Raw genomic sequence first — 19,344 nt, forward strand, 5'->3', positions numbered from 1 at the left:
GTTATTCATGAATACTGTTTTTGCTTAAAAGTCGATTTTAATACCTGCCAATATCTTTTTCGACAGTGGGTAAAGCGCTCCTGTTTCAGGATCCATTCCCGACCAATCGGAAATAGTTACCAGGTTGTCGCCACTGATATAAACCGAAGCGTTTTTAACCTTGATAGCCTCAGTAGCTACTTTTGGCAAACGGTACGACAGGGTTACGTTGCGCAAACGAATATAACTGGCATCTTCCAGGTAACGCGATGAGTTTTTGTTCGCATTAACACCACCGTTAAATGGTGCCGGATGCGTAGCAATATCGCCCGGTTTTTCCCAACGACTCCAGCCATCAGCCAGGTTCATGTTGTTGAACGATGCATACGAACCGTCGCTGTCGAATAATTCGCGGTTACCGTTGTATTTATAAATGTCTTCAACAAAACTGATGTTTGCAGTTAAAGTAAAGTTATCGTAAGTAAAGGTGTTCAAAACTCCACCGGTGTATGTTGGTGTAGCTTTCGAGCCGGTATACTGTAAAGTTGCATCGGCATAGTTCGATGTCAATTCAACGGTTTCAGTACCATCTTCGTTTACTACAATCTGCTCCCACAAAGGCTCACCGTTTGATGGATTTGCACCGTACCAAATACGCTGGTAATACGAATCCATGTCGTAACCTTGCTCAATACGTACGTTACCTGATGTATAAGCTTTATCTTCAAACAATTCCTCTACCCGGTTTTTGTTATAGGCAAAGTTGATGGTCATGTCCCAGTTAAATTTCGATGTTTTTACGATCTCAGGAGTTACCGATAATTCGTAACCTTTGTTGGTAACACGACCAACGTTCATCCAAACACCATTATAACCCGACAATGCCGGAAGTGGTACATAAGTTAACAGGTTGTCGCTGTTTTTATAATACACATCGAGGTTTAAACCAACGCGGTTAAATAAACGTGTGTTAATAGCCGTGTTGTAGCTGGTAACTTTCTCCCAGCTAATATCAGGGTTACCTTTTTGGTATGGAGTTGCTGCACTGTTTCCGTTGTACTGAGCAACAAAAGCGTAGTAACCAAGGTACTGGAATCCGCCCGGAGCGTTACCAACCTGTCCCATACTGGCTGACCATTTCAAAACATCAACCCATTTTACGTTGCTCATGAAATCTTCGTGGTGAAGGTTCCAACCTAAACTTGCCGACCAGAAATTACCGTATTGGTTGTTCGGACCGAAACTACTTGAGCCCTGACGGTTGAAAGATGCAGTTGCCAGATATTTGTTATCGTAAGCATACTGTAAGTTAACCAACATACTTTGTTTGGCACTTTCCCATTTCGAACCACCAACACCAACTGCCTCGGCAGTTGCATTAAGCACAGTTAAACCAGCCGCAACACCTTTACCTGTTGCATTGGCACCATCTGAATAATAATCGCTGTATTCCCAGGCCACAAAGGCATTCAGGTTATGCTTGTCGAACGTTTTCTTAAAACGAAGCATTTGGTTGGTGAAACGTGTTCTGCTAAAGCTATATGCTTCATACAATCTTCCTCTGTCAGCCTGGCCTCCAATTGAACGTGGATCGGTGTACGATTCGTTTTGTCCGTAACCTAACGCAACGTTATTCATCGACGAGAATGTAAGCCACTCGTTAATTTTGTAATCAACGCCAACGTTGATTCGGAAATTGTTACCGCGCGATTTACCGTAATTGTATTGAAGGTCGTACAAATAGTTGTTTTCATCGCGGCCATACCATACTTTACCATTGTCAAGCAAGTATTTTTTGCCACTGTCAACTCGTGGATCTAAAACTGATCCGTCAGGTAAATAAGGCTCGTCCCATGGCATGTAAGTAAACATGTTATAAGTTGAGTGCTCCTGGTTAAATGTATTGGTATAATTACCTGAAAGATTTGCTTTGATCACCAGTCGTTTTGATGCATTAATTTCAAGATTGGCAATACCCGAAAAACGCTCGTATTCGTAGCCTTTCAATGCACCTGTTTCGTTGTAGTAAGTACCCGACAAATAAGCCAGAATAACATCGTTTCCACCCGAGTAGTTTACATTGTATTCCTGTGCTTGTCCGGTTTGTGTACCAATATCCATCCAGTCGGTATCGGTATTCAATACATCTTCAGTAACATTCGGATTCCATGTTTTTTGGTAGTCGTATAACTCCTGAGAGTTCATCAGCGAGAAGTTTCCGGTATTAAATGTAGTAGCACCATATGATGCGTTAACATTAACAACCGACATACCTTTTTCAGCTCGTTTGGTTTGCAACAAAATAACACCGTTTGCAGCCAGCGAACCGTATAACGATGTTGCCGATGCATCTTTTAAAACGGTAATACTTTCAATGTCATCAGGGCTAAAACCCGGATCGTCGTTACCCATAATAATACCATCAACAACCCAAAGCGGTTTGGTAGTACCCGACAACGAACCTTTACCCCGAATAGTGATTTCTGTTCCTGCACCCGGTTTACCACTGCTTGCGCTGGTATGCATACCTGCCACTTTACCTTGTAACATTGCTGCTACGTTTGGAGCAAAAACATCTTTTAGTTCTTCAGCGTCGATGGCAACTGCCGAACCTGTTAAATTCGATTTTTTGGTAGTTCCGTATGCCACAACCATTACTTCGTCGAGGTCGGTAGTTGAGCTTACCAACGAAACATCAATTGTAGTTTTGCCTTCTGTTGCAATCTCCTGTTTTTCGTAACCTACAAACGAAAACACCAAAGTTGCATTGACATCGGGCACTTCAAGCGAATAATTACCATCAAAATCGCTGGTAATACCCATTGTGGTGCCTTTAATAATAATACTAACACCCGGTAACGATTCGTTGGTTTTGCTATCGGTTACGGTACCGGAAATTGTGGTTGATTGTGCATTTGCAACTATTGCAAACAAGAACATAAACATAACCAGGCCGATTGCCTTGTTTATGCCCGAAAGGAAAGTGTTTTTATTGTTTTTTCGATCAGAACCGAAATTTTGTATATATCTCATAATTTTTGTCTTTATTCTGTAACTTTAGAATGACTTTTTATCCGTAATTGCTTTGCCTTAGTAATCAAGCAAACCATCATCGAATACTTTCAACTCGCCCATTGTGGTAAATGACTGACCGGTGGTACGGGTATCCAAAATCCGGATGCGGAAATATTTTGAAGAGTAGTTTTTGTCCAGCGACAACTCGTTATAGTCGGGGCGTACTTTTGCATCAAAACGATCTGAAGTCCACACGGTAGTATAGTTAGTACCATCTGAGCTGGTCTGAACATCGAATTGAGCCGGGTCGATACCTCTTGCAGAAGGTGAACGGGTCCAGAACTGGAATCCACCAATATATTTGGCTTCAGGGAAAGTGATTTGAATGTAGTGAGGAAGTGGTTGTACGATTGCAGTTTCCTCATCAGACCATGCCGAATGCCAGAAAGTTGAAGGATCACCATCAACAAGATTTTCTTTCGGGCCTTCCCATATTTCCTGAGTAAAAGTCTCTAACATGCCTGCAGTAAGCGGATGGAAGGTTTTTCCAGCTTTGGTTGTAAATGCGATTGTTTCGCCATACGAAGTACCGGCTTCGTTGGCAGCGTAAGCGCGCACTTTGTAGTCCGATTTTGCGGTTAAACCACCCAGCGTAATCGAATAGTTCCAGTATTCTTCCGGTATTCCATTCTGGGTGAATTTTCCAACAGGAACAAAATTATCCATTGTTGTTGGTTCACGGTCTTCATCAGTCCAGCAAATTCCCAATGCAAGTACATCCGATCCACCGTTGTCGGTAAGACTTCCGCTAACCACTGCATTAATGTCAGCAATTTCGGTAACCTCGCCGGTTACAGTGGTTGGCAGGGTACCAACTTCCTCGTCGTCGCAACTTGCAGTAAAGAAAACTGCCGCCAATGCAAGCATAAAAACGGAGAGTTTGGTTGCACCGTTATGCAGCATTTTTTCATAATTACTTCTTTTCATTTTTTTGATTTTTGTAGATTAATTTGACATAAATAATTCTCTCAACTAATTATTAATTCTTGTATCCTCTCGACGTGGCTCAAGAATAAGCTCCCGCCAATTATTTATAAACTGACGAGCCTCAAACGGGGTCACCCTATGCCAAAAATTGATAAAAATGAAAGAAAGATGAATATTTGTCTAATTTGCGACAAATACTATTGCTTAATTCTTCTATTTGTGCGAATACATAGCAAATTGACATCAACTCAAAGTCGATTATGCTACGTTTTGTATAAGCCTCAACCTAAGAAAGTTGAAGCGCGGAAGTTGAATAAATTGGATCAGGAATAAGCTTCTCCGTAACGGTTTAATTCCAGTATTCCTATTTTTCTGCCTTTAGTTTGTATAAGTCGTTTTTTTCGTAAATCGGATAATATTCGTATTGTATTTTCTTCGTTAGCTCCAATATGTCCGGCAATTTCCATTCGTTTTATCGAAACGTTTATCATATTGTCCTGGTCCAGGTTAAACCGTTCGCGTAAATCCAGTAACAGGTCAATAATCCGCTGCCTGTTCGTTTTCTGCGAAAAACTAAGAATGGTATTTTGTGCGGCTCCCAACTCCCGGCAGCTTTGTTGTAAAAGCATCATCCGAACCTGCACATTTTCGGCAAATAGTTTGTTTACAATTTGAATGGGAACAAAAATCAACCGGGCCTTTTCCATGCAGGTTGTAAACTCGGTGGCAGGTATCTGGTTTAATGCCGAATCGAAACCCACCATATCGTTATAACAAAGTATCTGATAGATCTGCTCCTTATTTTTCGATCCGATTTTGAACTGTTTTAATACCCCGCGCTCAATAAAATAAATCCCTTTCAATTTTTGTCCCGGGCGGTAAAGCGTTTCGCCAACATTCAGCTCAACCAACTGTAAATCCTTACTCAAGCCAGCCAGCTCTTCAAGCGTTAAGTGTTTAAATAAATGAATAAACCTTACGTTTACGGTTGTACTATTTATTCTACTCTTTTTCAATTCAATCTCACTATTAATTTACTGAATGATGCAGTTCGTCTGCCATTTGTGTATTGACGAAAGTGAGACGCATGTACCCTACTTTGAGAAATTAAAATCCGCGAAATTTTTATTTCACGCAGATGGCGCAGATTTGCGCAGAAAAAGAAGAAATTAAAATTGTGATATTTTGAAGAGCAGAGCCAGAAGTGGAAGATATTCTTTCAGTTCGGCGCGTAGTGTTTTTAAGGCACGGCTAATCAGTGCTTCAACAGCTTTTACCGAGATTCCCATTTTTTCAGCAATCTCGGGATAGGTAAGATTTTCAAAGCGACTGTATTCAAAAGCAATGCGGCAGCGTTCGGGTAAATTCGATAATACAACAACCAGTTTTTCCTCGAACTCGTGTGCCAAAACCAGGTTTTCGGTGGTGTTTTCAACCTCGTCGTTTGCGGCTCCCTGCTGATGCGTTTTATTCAACACATTAACCTTTCGCATATGGTCGATACACTGGTTACGCACCATCGAAGTGAGGTAGCTGGGCAGGTTTTTTATCGACTCAGCCTCTTCGCGTTTTCCCCAAAGTTTAATAAACGATTCCTGAACAATGCCCTGAGCTTCATCAATATCTTTTACATACACCGTTGCCTGGGCACACAGTGCTTTGTAGTATTTTCTGAAAATAAAGTCGAACGCTCTTTCCTGCCCCCTGGCAAGCTCAGCTAATACGAAGCTATTATTTTGGATTTCGCTTTCCGGCATTCCTGTTTTCTCTCGGCTCAAATATAGCCATTAAAGCCTAAATTCACTGGTTAATCACATTTGTTTTCCTATTTAACAAAACTCTTGAACACTACTGATGATGCCCGTTTCAGCGCATCTCGCTTAACATTTTTAGTGCCGGTTGGTAATTCATTCCGGCTGCAATTTGCAAGTCGTTCCTTGCTGATGGTTTATCATTGGTTTGCATAAAAAACATTGCACGATTAAAATAAGTTTCGGGGTTATTTGTCGCCTGCGAAACGGCCTGCGAATACACCTCCAGCGCCTTGTTATTTTCCTGTATTTCCTGGTACACTTTAGCTTTACCAAAATAAGCCGACAAATCGGACGGATTTAAGCGAATTGAAGCCTCGAAGTCTGCCAGTGCCTCGTCGTATTTTTTGGTAATAGCATGAATAACTCCACGGTTGATATACGTAACATTACTTTCGGGATTCAGCTCGATCGAGCGGTTAAAATCGGCCAGTGCTTTTTCCAGGTTTCGTTTTTGGCGCCACAACATTCCGCGGTTGCTGTAAGCCATAAAATTAAACTCGTCGATGGCAATGGCGCTGTTAAAATCATCTAACGCTTTATCCTCATTTTTTAACGTAAGATTGGCATTTCCACGGCTCAGCAAATATTCCGCTTTCCCGGGATTTAGTTCAACTGCCTTGTTAAAATGTTTCATTGCTTCAGTTGGCTGTTTCAGCATCATCAGCGCATGTGCTTTGCCATGATGTGCATCCGCGTTTTTGGAATTAAATTCAAGCGCTTTATTAAAATATTCCAGCGCTTCCCCGTACTGATTTTCCTTTGATTTGATTTCACCCATACGCAATGCAAAAGCATCGTCTTCCAAAAATTTAGGAACGATTTCAAATTTTGCTTCGGGCGACATATTAATAAATTCAGGAATATTGGCAGCCCGGTTTCCTGAAGCAAAATACTCGAGATAAACCGGTGGCGAGTCATTTCCATCCTCGTCAATATGCGTGAGCAACAACTGGGTGTACGGCCCGTATTTTTTCGATGAAAACACCATCCAGCGGCTATTTGGCGAAATCGAGTGCCACGAGTTCATGTTATCCGAATTACAATTCATTAAACGTGTTTCGCCCCCTTCAACCGGTTGAATATACAGTTTGCTGTCGGGCATTAGCAACATAAAACTTTCGGCTTTACAGAAGATCATGTATTTCCCGTCGGGAGTAAAACGTGGAAAATAATTACTCATGCCGTTGTTTGAAGCTCCCGGAACCGGTTCGGCTTTTCCGCCTTTGCCATTGTTAAACGGAATGCGGTAAATATCGAACTTAAAAAGTTTTTCGCGTTCTAAAAAAGCATTCAAAAATTTGTTGTACGCCTTATAATCAACAGCTTGCGAACCTCTGAAAATTCCACTTTCTTCCAGGTGCACAGCACGCGAGCGTGTAAAATAAATGTACTCGCCATTTGGCCCCCAGCTGGGATTGCTGTGTACGTAATTGGTATCGTTGGCACCTTCCAACTCGAAGTATTTTTCTTCTACCCGATCGTAAACACTCAAAATACCTTTAAACGGAAAAAACAACTGCGAATATTCGAGGTCGTTGCGGTCGACAAAAATCTCCGAGTCTTTTAATGTACTTACCACGTACCGGCTGTCGGGCGATATTTGCGAAAGCAGACCGTAAGTAAACTCACCGTTTACAAAGTTGCTCCAGTTCATAATCTCCTTTTCCGACATAACGGTTTCTTCGCCCACCTCAACAATTGCGTACGCTCCTTTTTCGTCGCGGGCATCCACATCCATGGCCAAAGTTCCTCCATCGGCCGAAACCGAATGGCAGTTACCACAAACAGGAATATCGCTTAAAACAGTAGCCGGCGCATCAGATGAGCCAATGTTGCCCAGTTGCCAACGCACTTCGGTTAAATTTTCGCGGGCAAACTTAAAAGGCAGCGGCACCGAGCGGTAAAAAATGGGTGCTCCAACCGAATCAGTGGAAAACTGAAAGGAAACCGTATCCACGGGAAATGCTTTTTGTTTATCATCGATAGCTGCCAAAACAAGCGACACTGATTGCTGTTTTGCTTGTTGTTTAAGCGCTTCCCAAACTTTAGCTGATGGCGACCAGCGCATTTCGCTGCTAACTCTTGATTCGTGCAGAACTTGATTTTCAGCATCCAGCACACTTATCTTCCACAAAGAAGTTGCGTTGTCAGTAGTTTCCCAAAAACATGTTGGAGACGGAAATTCGGGTGGAAAAACAGTTCCATCGGCCGGATAACTGATTTTCGCATCAATTGTTTTGCGAGGCTGCGTATTACACGCCAGCATTAAAACACTTACAGCGAATACGAAAATTGTTTTTACGATGATAGCTTTATTTTGCATATAAATTGATTGACAATGACCATTTTGGTCCTACGGATTTTGAACTAAGTTATCCTGCACAAGAATTTGCGATTCGGGGATGTAAAACACAACTCGTGGATGATCGGGAGGCACAAACAACAAGGCGTCACCCTGCTCGTGGGTTCCCGGGTAGTTACGATCCAAAGTCAAACCATTCCGGAAAATATCCCATTTTCGTTGTGCTTCAAAAGCCAGTTCCAGTCGGCGCTCTTCAAGCACCACTGCCAAAACACTTTCCCGGCCTTTTAAATCGTTTGGAGAATAAAGCGCATCGCCACTTAAACCGGCACGTTCACGAATTAAATTCACATCGTTAATGGCCTCGCCGTTTAAGCCCAGTTTGGCATTGGCCTCGGCGCGGTTTAAATACATTTCGGCTAAACGCAGGTAAACCGGCGAACTTAAAGTGGGCCGCTCTTCCTGCATCGAAAACTTGTTGATGTAGTATATCGGGTAGCCATTTCGTTCTTTTAAAGTAACACCATCGCTTTCGTATTGCGGTTCGATAAAAGCATGGCGTGCATCTTCTGGATTCTGGTCAAGCAAATCGCGGTAAGGTTCAGATGCATACATTTCGCCCCAGCCCTGACTGGCGATGTGATTATACATGGAACCAATTGATTCCCAGCCACGATCATCAACATCAACATTGTGTTTTACCGCAAATATTGTTTCGGTATTTTGCTCGGGTAATTTTCGGAAATAGGTTTTGAAATCTTCGGTTCCCAAAAGCCGGTATCGGTCGGATTCGATAACTTTACTGGCATATTCTTTTGCTTTTTGCGCATAGCTTACATTTGGATTTTCGGGTGTGCCCGACATGTACAGATACACGCGCGAGAGCATAGCCTGCGCCACTTCTTTCGACGCATAAATATTCGACCGTCCGCTTCCCATCAACGCTTCGGCCTGCAACAAATCGGTAATTACCTGGTCGTAAACTTCTTTTACGGTTCCACGATTCGGCACATTTATAACCTGGTCGTCTAATTTTATTGGAACACCCAGATTCGTCTCCGGACTTTGGTAATAGGGCCTACCAAACGTATTTACCAAGTGAAACAGCGTTTGTGCCCGTAAAAACAGATTTTCGCCTTTTAGTTGTTTTAGTTCGGCTGAAGAATCATCGTCAACAGACAAAATCACTTTGTTACAACCCACCATTAACTGGTACGCTTTTTCCCAGAAGTGAGAGGTGGTATACATAGCCGGGAAATGCTGGTAGTTATAGCAATAAAATAAATCGTCGCTGGTTGTTCCACTCAACGAAACATTATCGCCGCCATATTCGCCAAAAAAGTGAAAATTACGCTGGTAATAACCATCTTTCAAATAGTTGTAATTCCCAACAGTGGCACCGTTTAAACCAATAATGTCTTCTTTCAGTTCCGACTCTGGAATCCCTTCGTAAGGCTGGTAATTTAAGTTACAGCCGAAAGTACCAAATAAAATTAGCAGGTATAAAAACAATCTCCTTATCATCGTGAATTCCATTTGCTGATTTAAAAGTTTACTTCTACTCCAAATATATACTTGCGCGTAACCGGATACAGCGTCCCGCCATATCCTTGAATTCCCACTTCAGGATCCATTCCTGAAAAGTTGGTTAATGTCCACAGATTTTCGCCGGCAAGTTTTAGCTCGGCACGGTTTAACCCTACTTTATGAACCCAATTTACAGGTAATGTATACGATAAACTCAGGTAATTCAGGCGCAGGTAACTACCGTCCTCTAAATAACGCGACGATGGTTTGTTCGACAGTTTATTGCCCAGCAACACCGGCCGCGGATGTGTGGCAATATCGCCCGGTTTTTCCCAACGGCTCCAACCGTCGGGTAATTTTATTGCGTTATAGGTGGGGTAAGCTCCGTCGTTATCAAGCGACTCGCGCAACAAATGATAGATTTTATTGCCATAAACAAAGTTAAAGTTGGCATCAAGCTTAAACTGTTTGTAGACGAAGGTATTCATAAAACCTCCAAAAAATTTGGGCGACGAGCTATCCATGTTTTGTAACGTTGCCTCGCTGTATTTCGATGTTTTTTCAATGATTTTCGTGCCGTCTTCAGCTGTGGTTACTTTTTCCCATAACGGATTACCATCCGATGGGTTTACACCTGCCCATTTACGCATGTACCAGGTGTTGATATCCCAGCCTTCGCGAATAATTTTGGTACCCTTCGAAATGTCTTTCCCATCGTTTAATTTCAGCACCTTGTTTTTGTTAAAACTCATATTCAGGCTGGTATTCCATAAAAATGGAGATGACTTTACAATTTCGGTTTCCAGGCTGAATTCCAGTCCGCGGTTTTGAATTGAGCCCACATTGTCGGTATACCAGTAAAAGCCGGTTACCAATGGCAGCGGAACATCCTGCAGCAGGTTGTCAGTCCTTTTATCATAGGCATCAACTGTTATGTTTACCCGGTCGAACAATCGTGTATCAATTCCGAAATTGAAGTTTTTGTTCGACTCCCAGGTAAGATCGGGATTAGGTAACCTGCGCGGAAATCCTCCGGGTTCGCCATTGTATTGCACGGTCATATTGTAAAGCCCCAGCGCTACGTAATCGGCAATATTGGCATTTCCTACCGAACCATAACTAAGGCGCAGCTTTAAATTATTTACGAAACCAACCGGCTGCATAAAATCCTCTTTTGTGACAATCCACGACGTACCTACGGAATAAAAATCTCCGAATCGTTGGTTGGCACCAAATCTCGACGATCCGTCGCGGCGGTACGAAAGCTGCATCATATACTTGTTTTTGTACACGTATTGCACATTCGACAAAATGGATAAAAAGGCCGATTTTGATTTACTTCCTCCAATGGATTTTGACTCTGAGGCTCCGTTTAAAATTTCGAGCGAGGGGTAAATACCTTTCCCTTCGCCGTTCATTCCATCAATGTACGACTGCGTATACTCGTAAGCTACAATTCCGAATACCGAATGATCAGTATATTCTCTGTTAAAACGCAGCACATTACTGGTCGACAAATCACGCGTATATCCATAAGCGTTGTATAGAATTCCGGAATCAGCTTCTCCATCCGGTGTACGCGAATCAGAGAGCTGTTCAAATCGCGATGTTCTTGTTTTAATCCGGTTGTTCGAAACAAATGTAAGCCAGTCGGTGAGTTTGTATTCCACTCCTACGTCGTTCATGTACTGGGTGCTTCGGCTTTTAATGTAGTTGTATTGCATTTCGTACAAGGGATTGCCCTGATTTCGGCTATACCACTTAACACCATCGGCTTCTGTCCGGCCAACTTTTATTGTGCCGTCGCTGAAGTAAGGATTATCCCACGGAAGCAGCACATACGAGCCAAACACCAAATCGTTTTCGTTGTTGAAATTATTTTGGAAGATCCCTTCCACTTTCAGTATCAATTTTAATTTATCAGAAGCTTTATAGTCGAGGTTTACGCGGCCCGAGAACTTTTCCCATTGGTGCCCGCGCGCAGCTCCATCTTCGTTAAAGTAGCCCAAACTAGTGTACAACATTGTTTTTTCATTTCCGCCGCTGTACGATAAATTATAATCGTGCACAATGCCGTTTTGAAAGGCAATATCCTGCCAATCGACTCCATTTATTACATTTTCAGAATTGGCCGGAGGAAACTGCCCCGGTAACTTATCGCCATCCATCGACATCACGTAATCGTACAACTCCTGCCCGTTCATCAGGGTTAAATTACCGTGATTCACCTGCGTAATTCCGGTACTGGTTTTTAAGTTAAAACTTGATGAGTTAATTTTTCCGGTTTTGGTTCTAACCATGATGACACCATTTGAAGCCCGCGAACCGTACAAGGCAGCAGCTGCAGCATCCTTAAGTACCGAAACCGACTCAATATCATTAGGATTTATATCGGGCGAAGTGGTGCCGAAAATTACCCCGTCAACCACCCAAAGGGGTTCGTTTGTGTAGTTGATCGATCCTTCGCCGCGAATGCGCAGACTGGGTTTTTCGCCGGGTGTTCCTGACGAACTGGAAACCAGGACTCCTGTTGCTTCACCCTGCAACTGATTCAGCAAGTGTGGGCTGGTTACATTCGCCAACTGTCGCTGGTTAAATGCCTGAACAGAACCGGTAAGCGAAGATGCCGACTGCGTGCCGTAAGCCACAACGATTACCTCATCAATATTGCGGCTCAACTGGTTCATGGTTACAATTAAAAATTGCTTATCGGTATAAGTCACCGTCTGGCTTTCCATACCAACAAACGAGAATTCGAGAATTGCCGGTGTTTTAATTACGTTAAGACTAAAATTTCCTTCAGCATCTGTTACGGCACCCAATATTGTTCCGCGAACGATTACTGTAACTCCCGGTAGTGCTTGCCCCGCCTTGTCAACGACTTTCCCTTCAACAATAATTTTATCGCTATCGATTTCATCCACATCAACAGGAAACAGAATTACGAGCCGGTCTTTTATAGTAAAATCCACATTCTGCCCCTCGAAAAGAAGTTCTACAACTTCAATTATGCTCTTGTTTTGGATATTCAAATCAACTTTTCGTTCAACATCCATTAAATTGTTGTTGTATAGAAAATAATATTGATTTTGATTTTCAATTTCCAGCAAAACTTCTTTAATGCTTACATCAACCAGATTTAGGCTAATGCGCGAATCCTGCGAATTAGCCTTTATTGAGATAAATGAGAGGGCTAGTAATGTTGCTACAAAAATTACCAGTTTCATAATCTAATACACTTAAAATAAAATGGTACCGACAGAATACACCTGCCGATCTTCTTTTTTTATTATTTTTGGCGTGAATTAGATTCAATCAAATTTATTACCTGAGGGCAAATCAGGTAAGTTACACAGGGAAGAGTTCCAATCCTCCCTGTGTTTTTTCCTTAAAACTTAAAAACTACTTCTATTTACTGCGCTCCTTTAATATGATTTTTCTTTTCGAATAAGTACCGTCCTGATCTTTCGATGCCGGATTTATGGAGTATTCAATAGGCGATGAGATACTGAGGTAATCAAGCACCTGATCGATCGATCCGTTAATGAATGTTGCTGTAAATATCAACTCATTCAAACCGTCGTCAGCAAGTTCAATATCCACATTGTACCAATTTTCCAGTTTTTGTACTACCGTTTCAATTCCATCCTCAAAAAATACAATCTTTCCATCTTTCCAGGCATTGTACTTATTCAAACTCTTTTCTTTTTGAATTACGATATTATGTTTCTCGTTATTGTAAATAGCCACTTCGTTTGGTGTTAACGAAACCAAAGCATCCTCATCGTCGGAATTTGCTTTAAGAAGACTTACTTTTCCTTCTTTTAGTGCAACCGTTAACTCAGGTGCATTCTCGTAGGCCGAAACATTAAACGCCGTTCCCAGCACTTTAACATCAAGCGCCGATGTTTGCACAATAAATGGTTTTGCTGCATTTTTTGTCACCTCGAAAAAGGCTTCACCAACCAATTCAATACGTCTTTCTTCCAAATTATCGAAAGAGTTTGGATAGTGCAGGCGGCTTCCCGAGTTTAACCAAACTTTGGTACCATCAGCCAATTCAAGCTGTGTTTGTGTGCCAAAGGCAGTTGATATATCCTGGTACACAACATGCTCTTTCTCGTATGACGAAATATGATTATATAGCGAAGAGATGGCAACAGACACCAATAAAACAGCAGCTACCTGCCTTGCAATTACCAACCACCGTTTCTTTGAATCGGAAAATGAAATTCGCTCTTTAGTTTTTAGCAAAGAAGCTTCCACATCAATAGCGCCACCAACAACCAAATCTTCCGATTTTTTCCATAACTGTTGGTAAGCCTCGTATTCCCGGGCATTCTCTTCCGATTCTGAAATCCACGTGTTGAGCTGCGATTTCTCCTCATCACTCAAACCGCCAAAAACGGATTTCGAGAGCAGGTGTTCGATATTTTTATTCGTATTGGACATTAATTACAATTGATTCCTTTTTATAAGACGTATCCCGCTTGTGCACCCCCTGCATCAAATTTTAAATTTATTTGAGAATAAGGCACAAGTTCTAATCTTTCAGGCCATTAATAATGGCTCAAAATTATAATTCTTAGGCAGAATACTTCAGTCAGCACAGGTATTTTTACCGGGCTGCCTATTTTACGTTTAACTGTCCTTCCGAGTTCGCTTTACCAAGGTTGTGCACTTTAGTTGTACCGCCACCTTTTAACGTTAATTCAACCGGTTTGTTTGTTTTCCAGGCACCGCGGGTAAAATCAGGAACGTCAATCGGTTTCGAACCATTTGCAATTGACCATTCACTTAATGGAGTAATACACGACCATGTAGCTGCATCATAAACATCCATATCCATGGGTAATCCGTTGCGTAAACAGTCGATTAAACGCCAGTCCATAAGGAAGTCCATTCCTCCGTGACCTCCAACTTGTTTTGCCATGGTACCAATTCGTTTTACAATCTCAGGCGTGTATTTTTCTTCCAACTCCTTCATTTTTGCCTCGTCGGCCACCTCGTGCCCGAATGCAATGTGTTGCAGTGGCCATTTCTGTGCGAAACACTTTGTACCGCTCAACATGTGAATGCGTGAGTACGGGCGCGGAGATGAAATATCATGCTGAATCATTATTGTACGCCCCTTAACGGTACGAATCATTTGCATATCCATATTTCCACGCATTTCCACACCTACAAACTGCTGTAAATCCGAACGGTCGGGTGCTAGTTCTTTTATGCGGTTTTTTAACGTAAAGTCGTCCGATATCATTGCAGTAAGGTAATCCAAACGGTCGCCCCTGTTAATATCCATTGCCTGGCAAATCGGGCCTAAACCATGGGTTGGGTATACATTTGCTTTACGTGTGTTTTCGTGCAAACGCCATAATTTATCGTAAGCACCATCGCCACGTGGTTTATCGTCTTGAGGTTTATTAAAGTGCCAGTAATCCAGATCATGAATGTAAGCACCTTCACCATGCACCAGGTCTCCAAATACGCCCTGGCGAGCCATGTTTAAGGTTAACAGTTCAAAGAAATCGTAACAACAGTTTTCAAGAATTACACAGTGTTTTTTGGTTTGTTCCGAAACCTCAACCATTTCCCAACATTCGTCCATGGTTTTTGCAGTTGAAACTTCAACAGCTGCATGACTTCCTCCACGCATTGCTGCTAAAGCAACAGGTACGTGCCACTCCCAGGGGGTAGCAATGTAAACCAGGTCTACCAGTCCGCTCTCGCACAATGCTTTAAACGCGGTATCGCTTCCTGTAAATTCTTTTGCTTTAGGCAAGCCGGATTTTGCCAAAGAAGCCTGTGCACCATCAATGGCCGCCTGACGTGTATCGCAAAGGGCGGTAACTTCAACACCATCAATAAAACCCATGCGATCTACTGCACCAATACCCCTGTCACCAATTCCTACAAAACCAATTCGTACTTTATCCAGTTTTGGTGCGGCGTAACCACACATGTTAAAGTTCATTGCAGGAACTCGATCAGCCGATTTGCGGATAAATTTAACCTGTTCTTTTTCACTAACACTACCCGATGCCATTAGTGGTGTACTGGCAACCACACCAGCTCCAAGTCCAATATTTTTTAAAAATGTTCTACGATTTGTACTCATCTTATTCGTTAATTTTAGTTTTCGTGTAACTGTTTTGAATTATTGACGAATATTTAGTGGCTCTACCCTACACTGAAATGCAGTATATCTTCATTTTAAAATATTGATCTGAGTCAGAATTTCAGCCACCAAATTATCTACATTGCTCCTATGAAATAGCTATGTGAAAGCCATCAGCATCAACTATTCGGGCTTAACAATATTGCTTATGTTTACTATAAGAATTTGAGCTTCATGCTCTGTTTCCGCTTCGGCATAAATCCTGATAATAGGTTCAGTATTCGACTTGCGCAAGTGAACCCAACCCGTAGGAAAATTAATTTTTACCCCATCGATACAGTTACATGGATATTTCGCATATTTTTTGCGAACTCCATCAAGAATTATATCCAGATCAATATTATCTTCCAACTCTAATTTATGCTTTACCATCTTGTAATCGGCATATTGCGCCCTTAATTCTGACGACGATTTTTTTGAGTTTGCGAGGTGAGTTAAAAACAAGGCAACGCCAGCCAAGGCATCCCTCCCATAATGAAGTTCGGGATAAATTATCCCACCATTACCTTCTCCACCAATGGCTGCTTTTTGCTCTTTCATCTCTTTTACAACATTTACTTCGCCTACTGCAGACTCGAAATACCCGACACCGTGTTTTTGGGCAATGTCTTTTAATGCCATAGTTGATGACAAGTTCGCCACTAAAGAACCTTTAGAATTTTCAAGAATATAGTCGGCAACAGAAACCAGGGTGTATTCTTCTCCAAATGGTTCGCCGTTTTCGCAAACTAAAGCCAGTCGATCTACATCAGGGTCTACTATAATTCCAAGATCAAGCTGTGTGTTCTTTACCAGCGAGCATATTTCATTTATGTTTTCAGGCAAAGGTTCCGGGTTATGTGCAAACTCTCCATCGGGTGTGCAATTAATTTCTTTTATGGTTTTAACTCCTAAAGCCTTTAATAGCTTTGGAATTGCAATGCCTCCAACAGAGTTTACGGCATCAACCGCTACAGAAAAACCGGCTTGTTCAATTTGTTTTACATTAACGAGTGGAAGATTTAAGATATGCTCGATGTGCTTATCCAAATAATCTTCTTTTGAATAAGTGCCTAAATCATCCACTTCGTTAAAAGTATATTCCTGGCTTTCCACCATATTTAGTAAATCCTTACCATCTTGGTCAGAAATAAATTCACCCTGCCTATTCAATAGTTTTAAGGCATTCCAGTTTTTAGGATTGTGACTCGCAGTTATTATAATTCCTCCTCCTGCATTGTAATCGGTTACGGCCATCTCAACAGAGGGTGTTGTTGCCAAACCCAGGTCGATCACATCTATTCCTACAGAAAGTAAAGCACCTACAACAAGCTGATTTACCATTTCACCGCTTATTCGTGCATCGCGGCCTATTATTATCTTTTTATTACCACCACTTTTCTTTAACCAAACACCAAAAGCACTTGAAATACTTACGATATCCATTGGTGTTAATGCCTCTCCTGGCTTTCCGCCAATTGTTCCTCTTATTCCGGAAATTGATTTTATGAGTGTCATCTATCAGATCTTATTAAATAATATATTATCCCACAATTTTGATGGGTAGATGCCTTTTTCTACCAGTGCATCTATACATGCCACTGCCTTTTCCTTATCCTCTTTATAGGTAACGCCAAACCACTGTGCATCAGATCTTATCATTTTCACTCTTGTTTCACCTTCACTAATAATTTTACTTACAACAGATGGAATAAAAAACTCTGATTTTAATTCCTGGCCGTACTCTTTAATGAAAGCGGAAAATTGAGAGTCCAAATAACGAAACAAAGCAGGAGTAAAACCCCAAAAATTCATAGAAACAATTGTTTGGGTGTCCATAAAAATCCACTTTTGGAGCTCGCGATAGGCAATTCCGTCATTCTTCTTTTCGATATGCGTTCTTTCGATAACCGACAACAAATGATCGTTCTCATCCGTACTACAAACACCTCTGGAAACAAATCCATTCTCAGATATTGTATTTTGTAACTGATAACCAATCATTCCAAACTTACTATCAGCACATTCATGCTTTAAAAATTCGGCCATTGTAAAAAAGGCCTCCCTCCCGTAATAATCGTCTGCATTAATTACCGCAAATGGCTCGTTTATACAATCTTTTGCCATTAAAATAGCATGTCCGGTGCCCCAGGGTTTCGATCTTTCCGGCGTATATTTGCATCCCACAGGAACTTTTTCTATTTCCTGCGTTACAAATTCTGCCTCAATTTTGCCCTCCAGCTTTTTATTAAAAAGATTTATGAACTCTTCTTTAAAACTTTCGCGGATAACAAAAACTATCTTACCAAATCCGGCATCAATAGCATCATTAATCGAGTAATCAATAATTGTCTCACCGGAAGGGCCAATGGGATCTATTTGTTTTAAACCTCCGTAACGGCTTCCCATTCCTGCAGCTAATACTAATAATGTTGGTTTCATTTTATTATTTTTTGATAGCTGTTTGTTATTAAAGAATTGACTTGACCACTATTTTCATCTCATCATATTGCTTTTCAATACTTTGCAATAATTTGTATTGAGCATGTGTACGCACCAGGTTATGCCCGGCATACTTTATTTTATAGTAATTATCGCCATCGATATAATCCATTAAAAACCTCAACACCTGTTCGTATGTAATGTATTTGGCCGAGAATGCCAGGTGATCTAACTCCACTGGGGTTAAAAATGATTTCGCTTCTGAAAGATACCCCCGGGTATACGCCTCAAAAATTTTCACATCCATTGTAACCTTATCCAGATCTTTATCATCCTCTGATCCGGTATTTGCATAAGACCTAATGGCATCTCCGAAGTCGTTTAAAGCGGTGCTGCTTAACACGGTATCCAAATCAATTACACAAAGCACCTCTCCTTTATCGTCGAATAGGATATTGTTAATTTTGGTATCATTATGAGTAACTCTTGTTGGTATAACGCCAGCTTCAACTTTCTTCCAGAATTCAAGCATCTCCTCCCTTCTTTCTTCAATCCAGGCGATCTCCTTGCCCAGAACCTTTTTACGATTAACCGGATCTTTAGCCAACACTTCGTCCCACTGCTTAAATCGAAAACGTATATCGTGAAAACCAGGTAGGATATCGGATAGTTTTCCTGTAAAGTCCGAGGTCATTCGCTGAAATTTACCAATCCCCTTGCCACCGGAATAGGCTAATTCAGGAGTATCGGCAGCTTCGTATGTTACACTGCCTGCAATAAACAAACAAACCGCCCAGTATTCTTCCTCTTGATCGATATAATAAAGTGCTCCTTCTTTTGTTTTAATTACAGTTAGTGCCTCACGCATTACATCACCTCCCTGGGCGCTAATCTTTTTCTTCAGATGTGAGGTAATCCTTTCAATATTGTCCATCATTGCAGGTACATCCGTGAAGATATTCTTATTCTTTCGCTGCATCAGGTAATTGGGAGAATCATCCGCTTCCGTTTCAATGATATATGTGTCATTGATAAAACCTTCTCCCAGAGGAGTTATTTTTTTCACTTCGCCTTCCAGTTGAAAGTACTTAGCTATTTCGTACAAATTCGCTTCCATATTT

Annotated in this window: 12 protein-coding genes; all 12 read right to left on the reverse strand. The window is 41.5% G+C overall.

Annotation, left to right across the window (positions count from 1 at the left end; translation table 11 throughout):
- Window positions 1–24: 24 nt before the first annotated feature.
- Window positions 25–3,012, reverse strand: a complete 2,988-nt coding sequence (locus G4420_RS01860; protein ID WP_163321908.1) for a SusC/RagA family TonB-linked outer membrane protein — start codon at window positions 3,010–3,012, stop codon at window positions 25–27.
- A 57-nt stretch (window positions 3,013–3,069) separates the two neighbouring features.
- The gene (locus G4420_RS01865) at window positions 3,070–3,981 is read right to left on the reverse strand and encodes a discoidin domain-containing protein (protein WP_045026685.1); all 912 of its coding nucleotides are present in this window, start codon (window positions 3,979–3,981) and stop codon (window positions 3,070–3,072) included.
- Window positions 3,982–4,304: 323 nt separating this feature from the next.
- Window positions 4,305–4,997, reverse strand: coding sequence for a Crp/Fnr family transcriptional regulator (locus G4420_RS01870; protein ID WP_082063430.1), 693 nt, complete (start codon window positions 4,995–4,997; stop codon window positions 4,305–4,307).
- Window positions 4,998–5,150: 153 nt separating this feature from the next.
- Window positions 5,151–5,759, reverse strand: a complete 609-nt coding sequence (locus tag G4420_RS01875; protein ID WP_157493581.1) for an RNA polymerase sigma-70 factor — start codon at window positions 5,757–5,759, stop codon at window positions 5,151–5,153.
- An 88-nt stretch (window positions 5,760–5,847) separates the two neighbouring features.
- The gene (locus tag G4420_RS01880) at window positions 5,848–8,118 is read right to left on the reverse strand and encodes a tetratricopeptide repeat protein (protein ID WP_163321909.1); all 2,271 of its coding nucleotides are present in this window, start codon (window positions 8,116–8,118) and stop codon (window positions 5,848–5,850) included.
- A gap of 30 nt (window positions 8,119–8,148) precedes the next feature.
- A complete protein-coding gene (locus G4420_RS01885) occupies window positions 8,149–9,621 on the reverse strand; it encodes a RagB/SusD family nutrient uptake outer membrane protein (protein ID WP_163321910.1) in 1,473 nt (490 codons plus the stop codon).
- A 20-nt stretch (window positions 9,622–9,641) separates the two neighbouring features.
- The gene (locus tag G4420_RS01890) at window positions 9,642–12,851 is read right to left on the reverse strand and encodes a TonB-dependent receptor (RefSeq protein ID WP_163321911.1); all 3,210 of its coding nucleotides are present in this window, start codon (window positions 12,849–12,851) and stop codon (window positions 9,642–9,644) included.
- Between the two features lie 181 nt (window positions 12,852–13,032).
- Window positions 13,033–14,076 carry a FecR family protein gene (locus G4420_RS01895; protein ID WP_163321912.1) on the reverse strand — a complete coding sequence of 348 codons (1,044 nt, stop codon included), beginning with the start codon at window positions 14,074–14,076 and terminating at the stop codon, window positions 13,033–13,035.
- A gap of 178 nt (window positions 14,077–14,254) precedes the next feature.
- The gene (locus tag G4420_RS01900; RefSeq protein WP_163321913.1) at window positions 14,255–15,742 is read right to left on the reverse strand and encodes a Gfo/Idh/MocA family protein; all 1,488 of its coding nucleotides are present in this window, start codon (window positions 15,740–15,742) and stop codon (window positions 14,255–14,257) included.
- Window positions 15,743–15,925: 183 nt separating this feature from the next.
- The gene (glmM, locus tag G4420_RS01905; RefSeq protein WP_163321914.1) at window positions 15,926–17,299 is read right to left on the reverse strand and encodes a phosphoglucosamine mutase; all 1,374 of its coding nucleotides are present in this window, start codon (window positions 17,297–17,299) and stop codon (window positions 15,926–15,928) included.
- A gap of 3 nt (window positions 17,300–17,302) precedes the next feature.
- The gene (locus G4420_RS01910; RefSeq protein WP_163321915.1) at window positions 17,303–18,223 is read right to left on the reverse strand and encodes a nucleotidyltransferase family protein; all 921 of its coding nucleotides are present in this window, start codon (window positions 18,221–18,223) and stop codon (window positions 17,303–17,305) included.
- Between the two features lie 28 nt (window positions 18,224–18,251).
- Window positions 18,252–19,340: a phosphotransferase enzyme family protein gene (locus G4420_RS01915; protein ID WP_163321916.1), complete on the reverse strand. Its 1,089-nt coding sequence runs from the start codon at window positions 19,338–19,340 to the stop codon at window positions 18,252–18,254.
- Between the last annotated feature and the right edge of the window lie 4 nt (window positions 19,341–19,344).

Source organism: Draconibacterium mangrovi (assembly GCF_010586825.1).
Lineage (GTDB): Bacteria > Bacteroidota > Bacteroidia > Bacteroidales > Prolixibacteraceae > Draconibacterium > Draconibacterium mangrovi.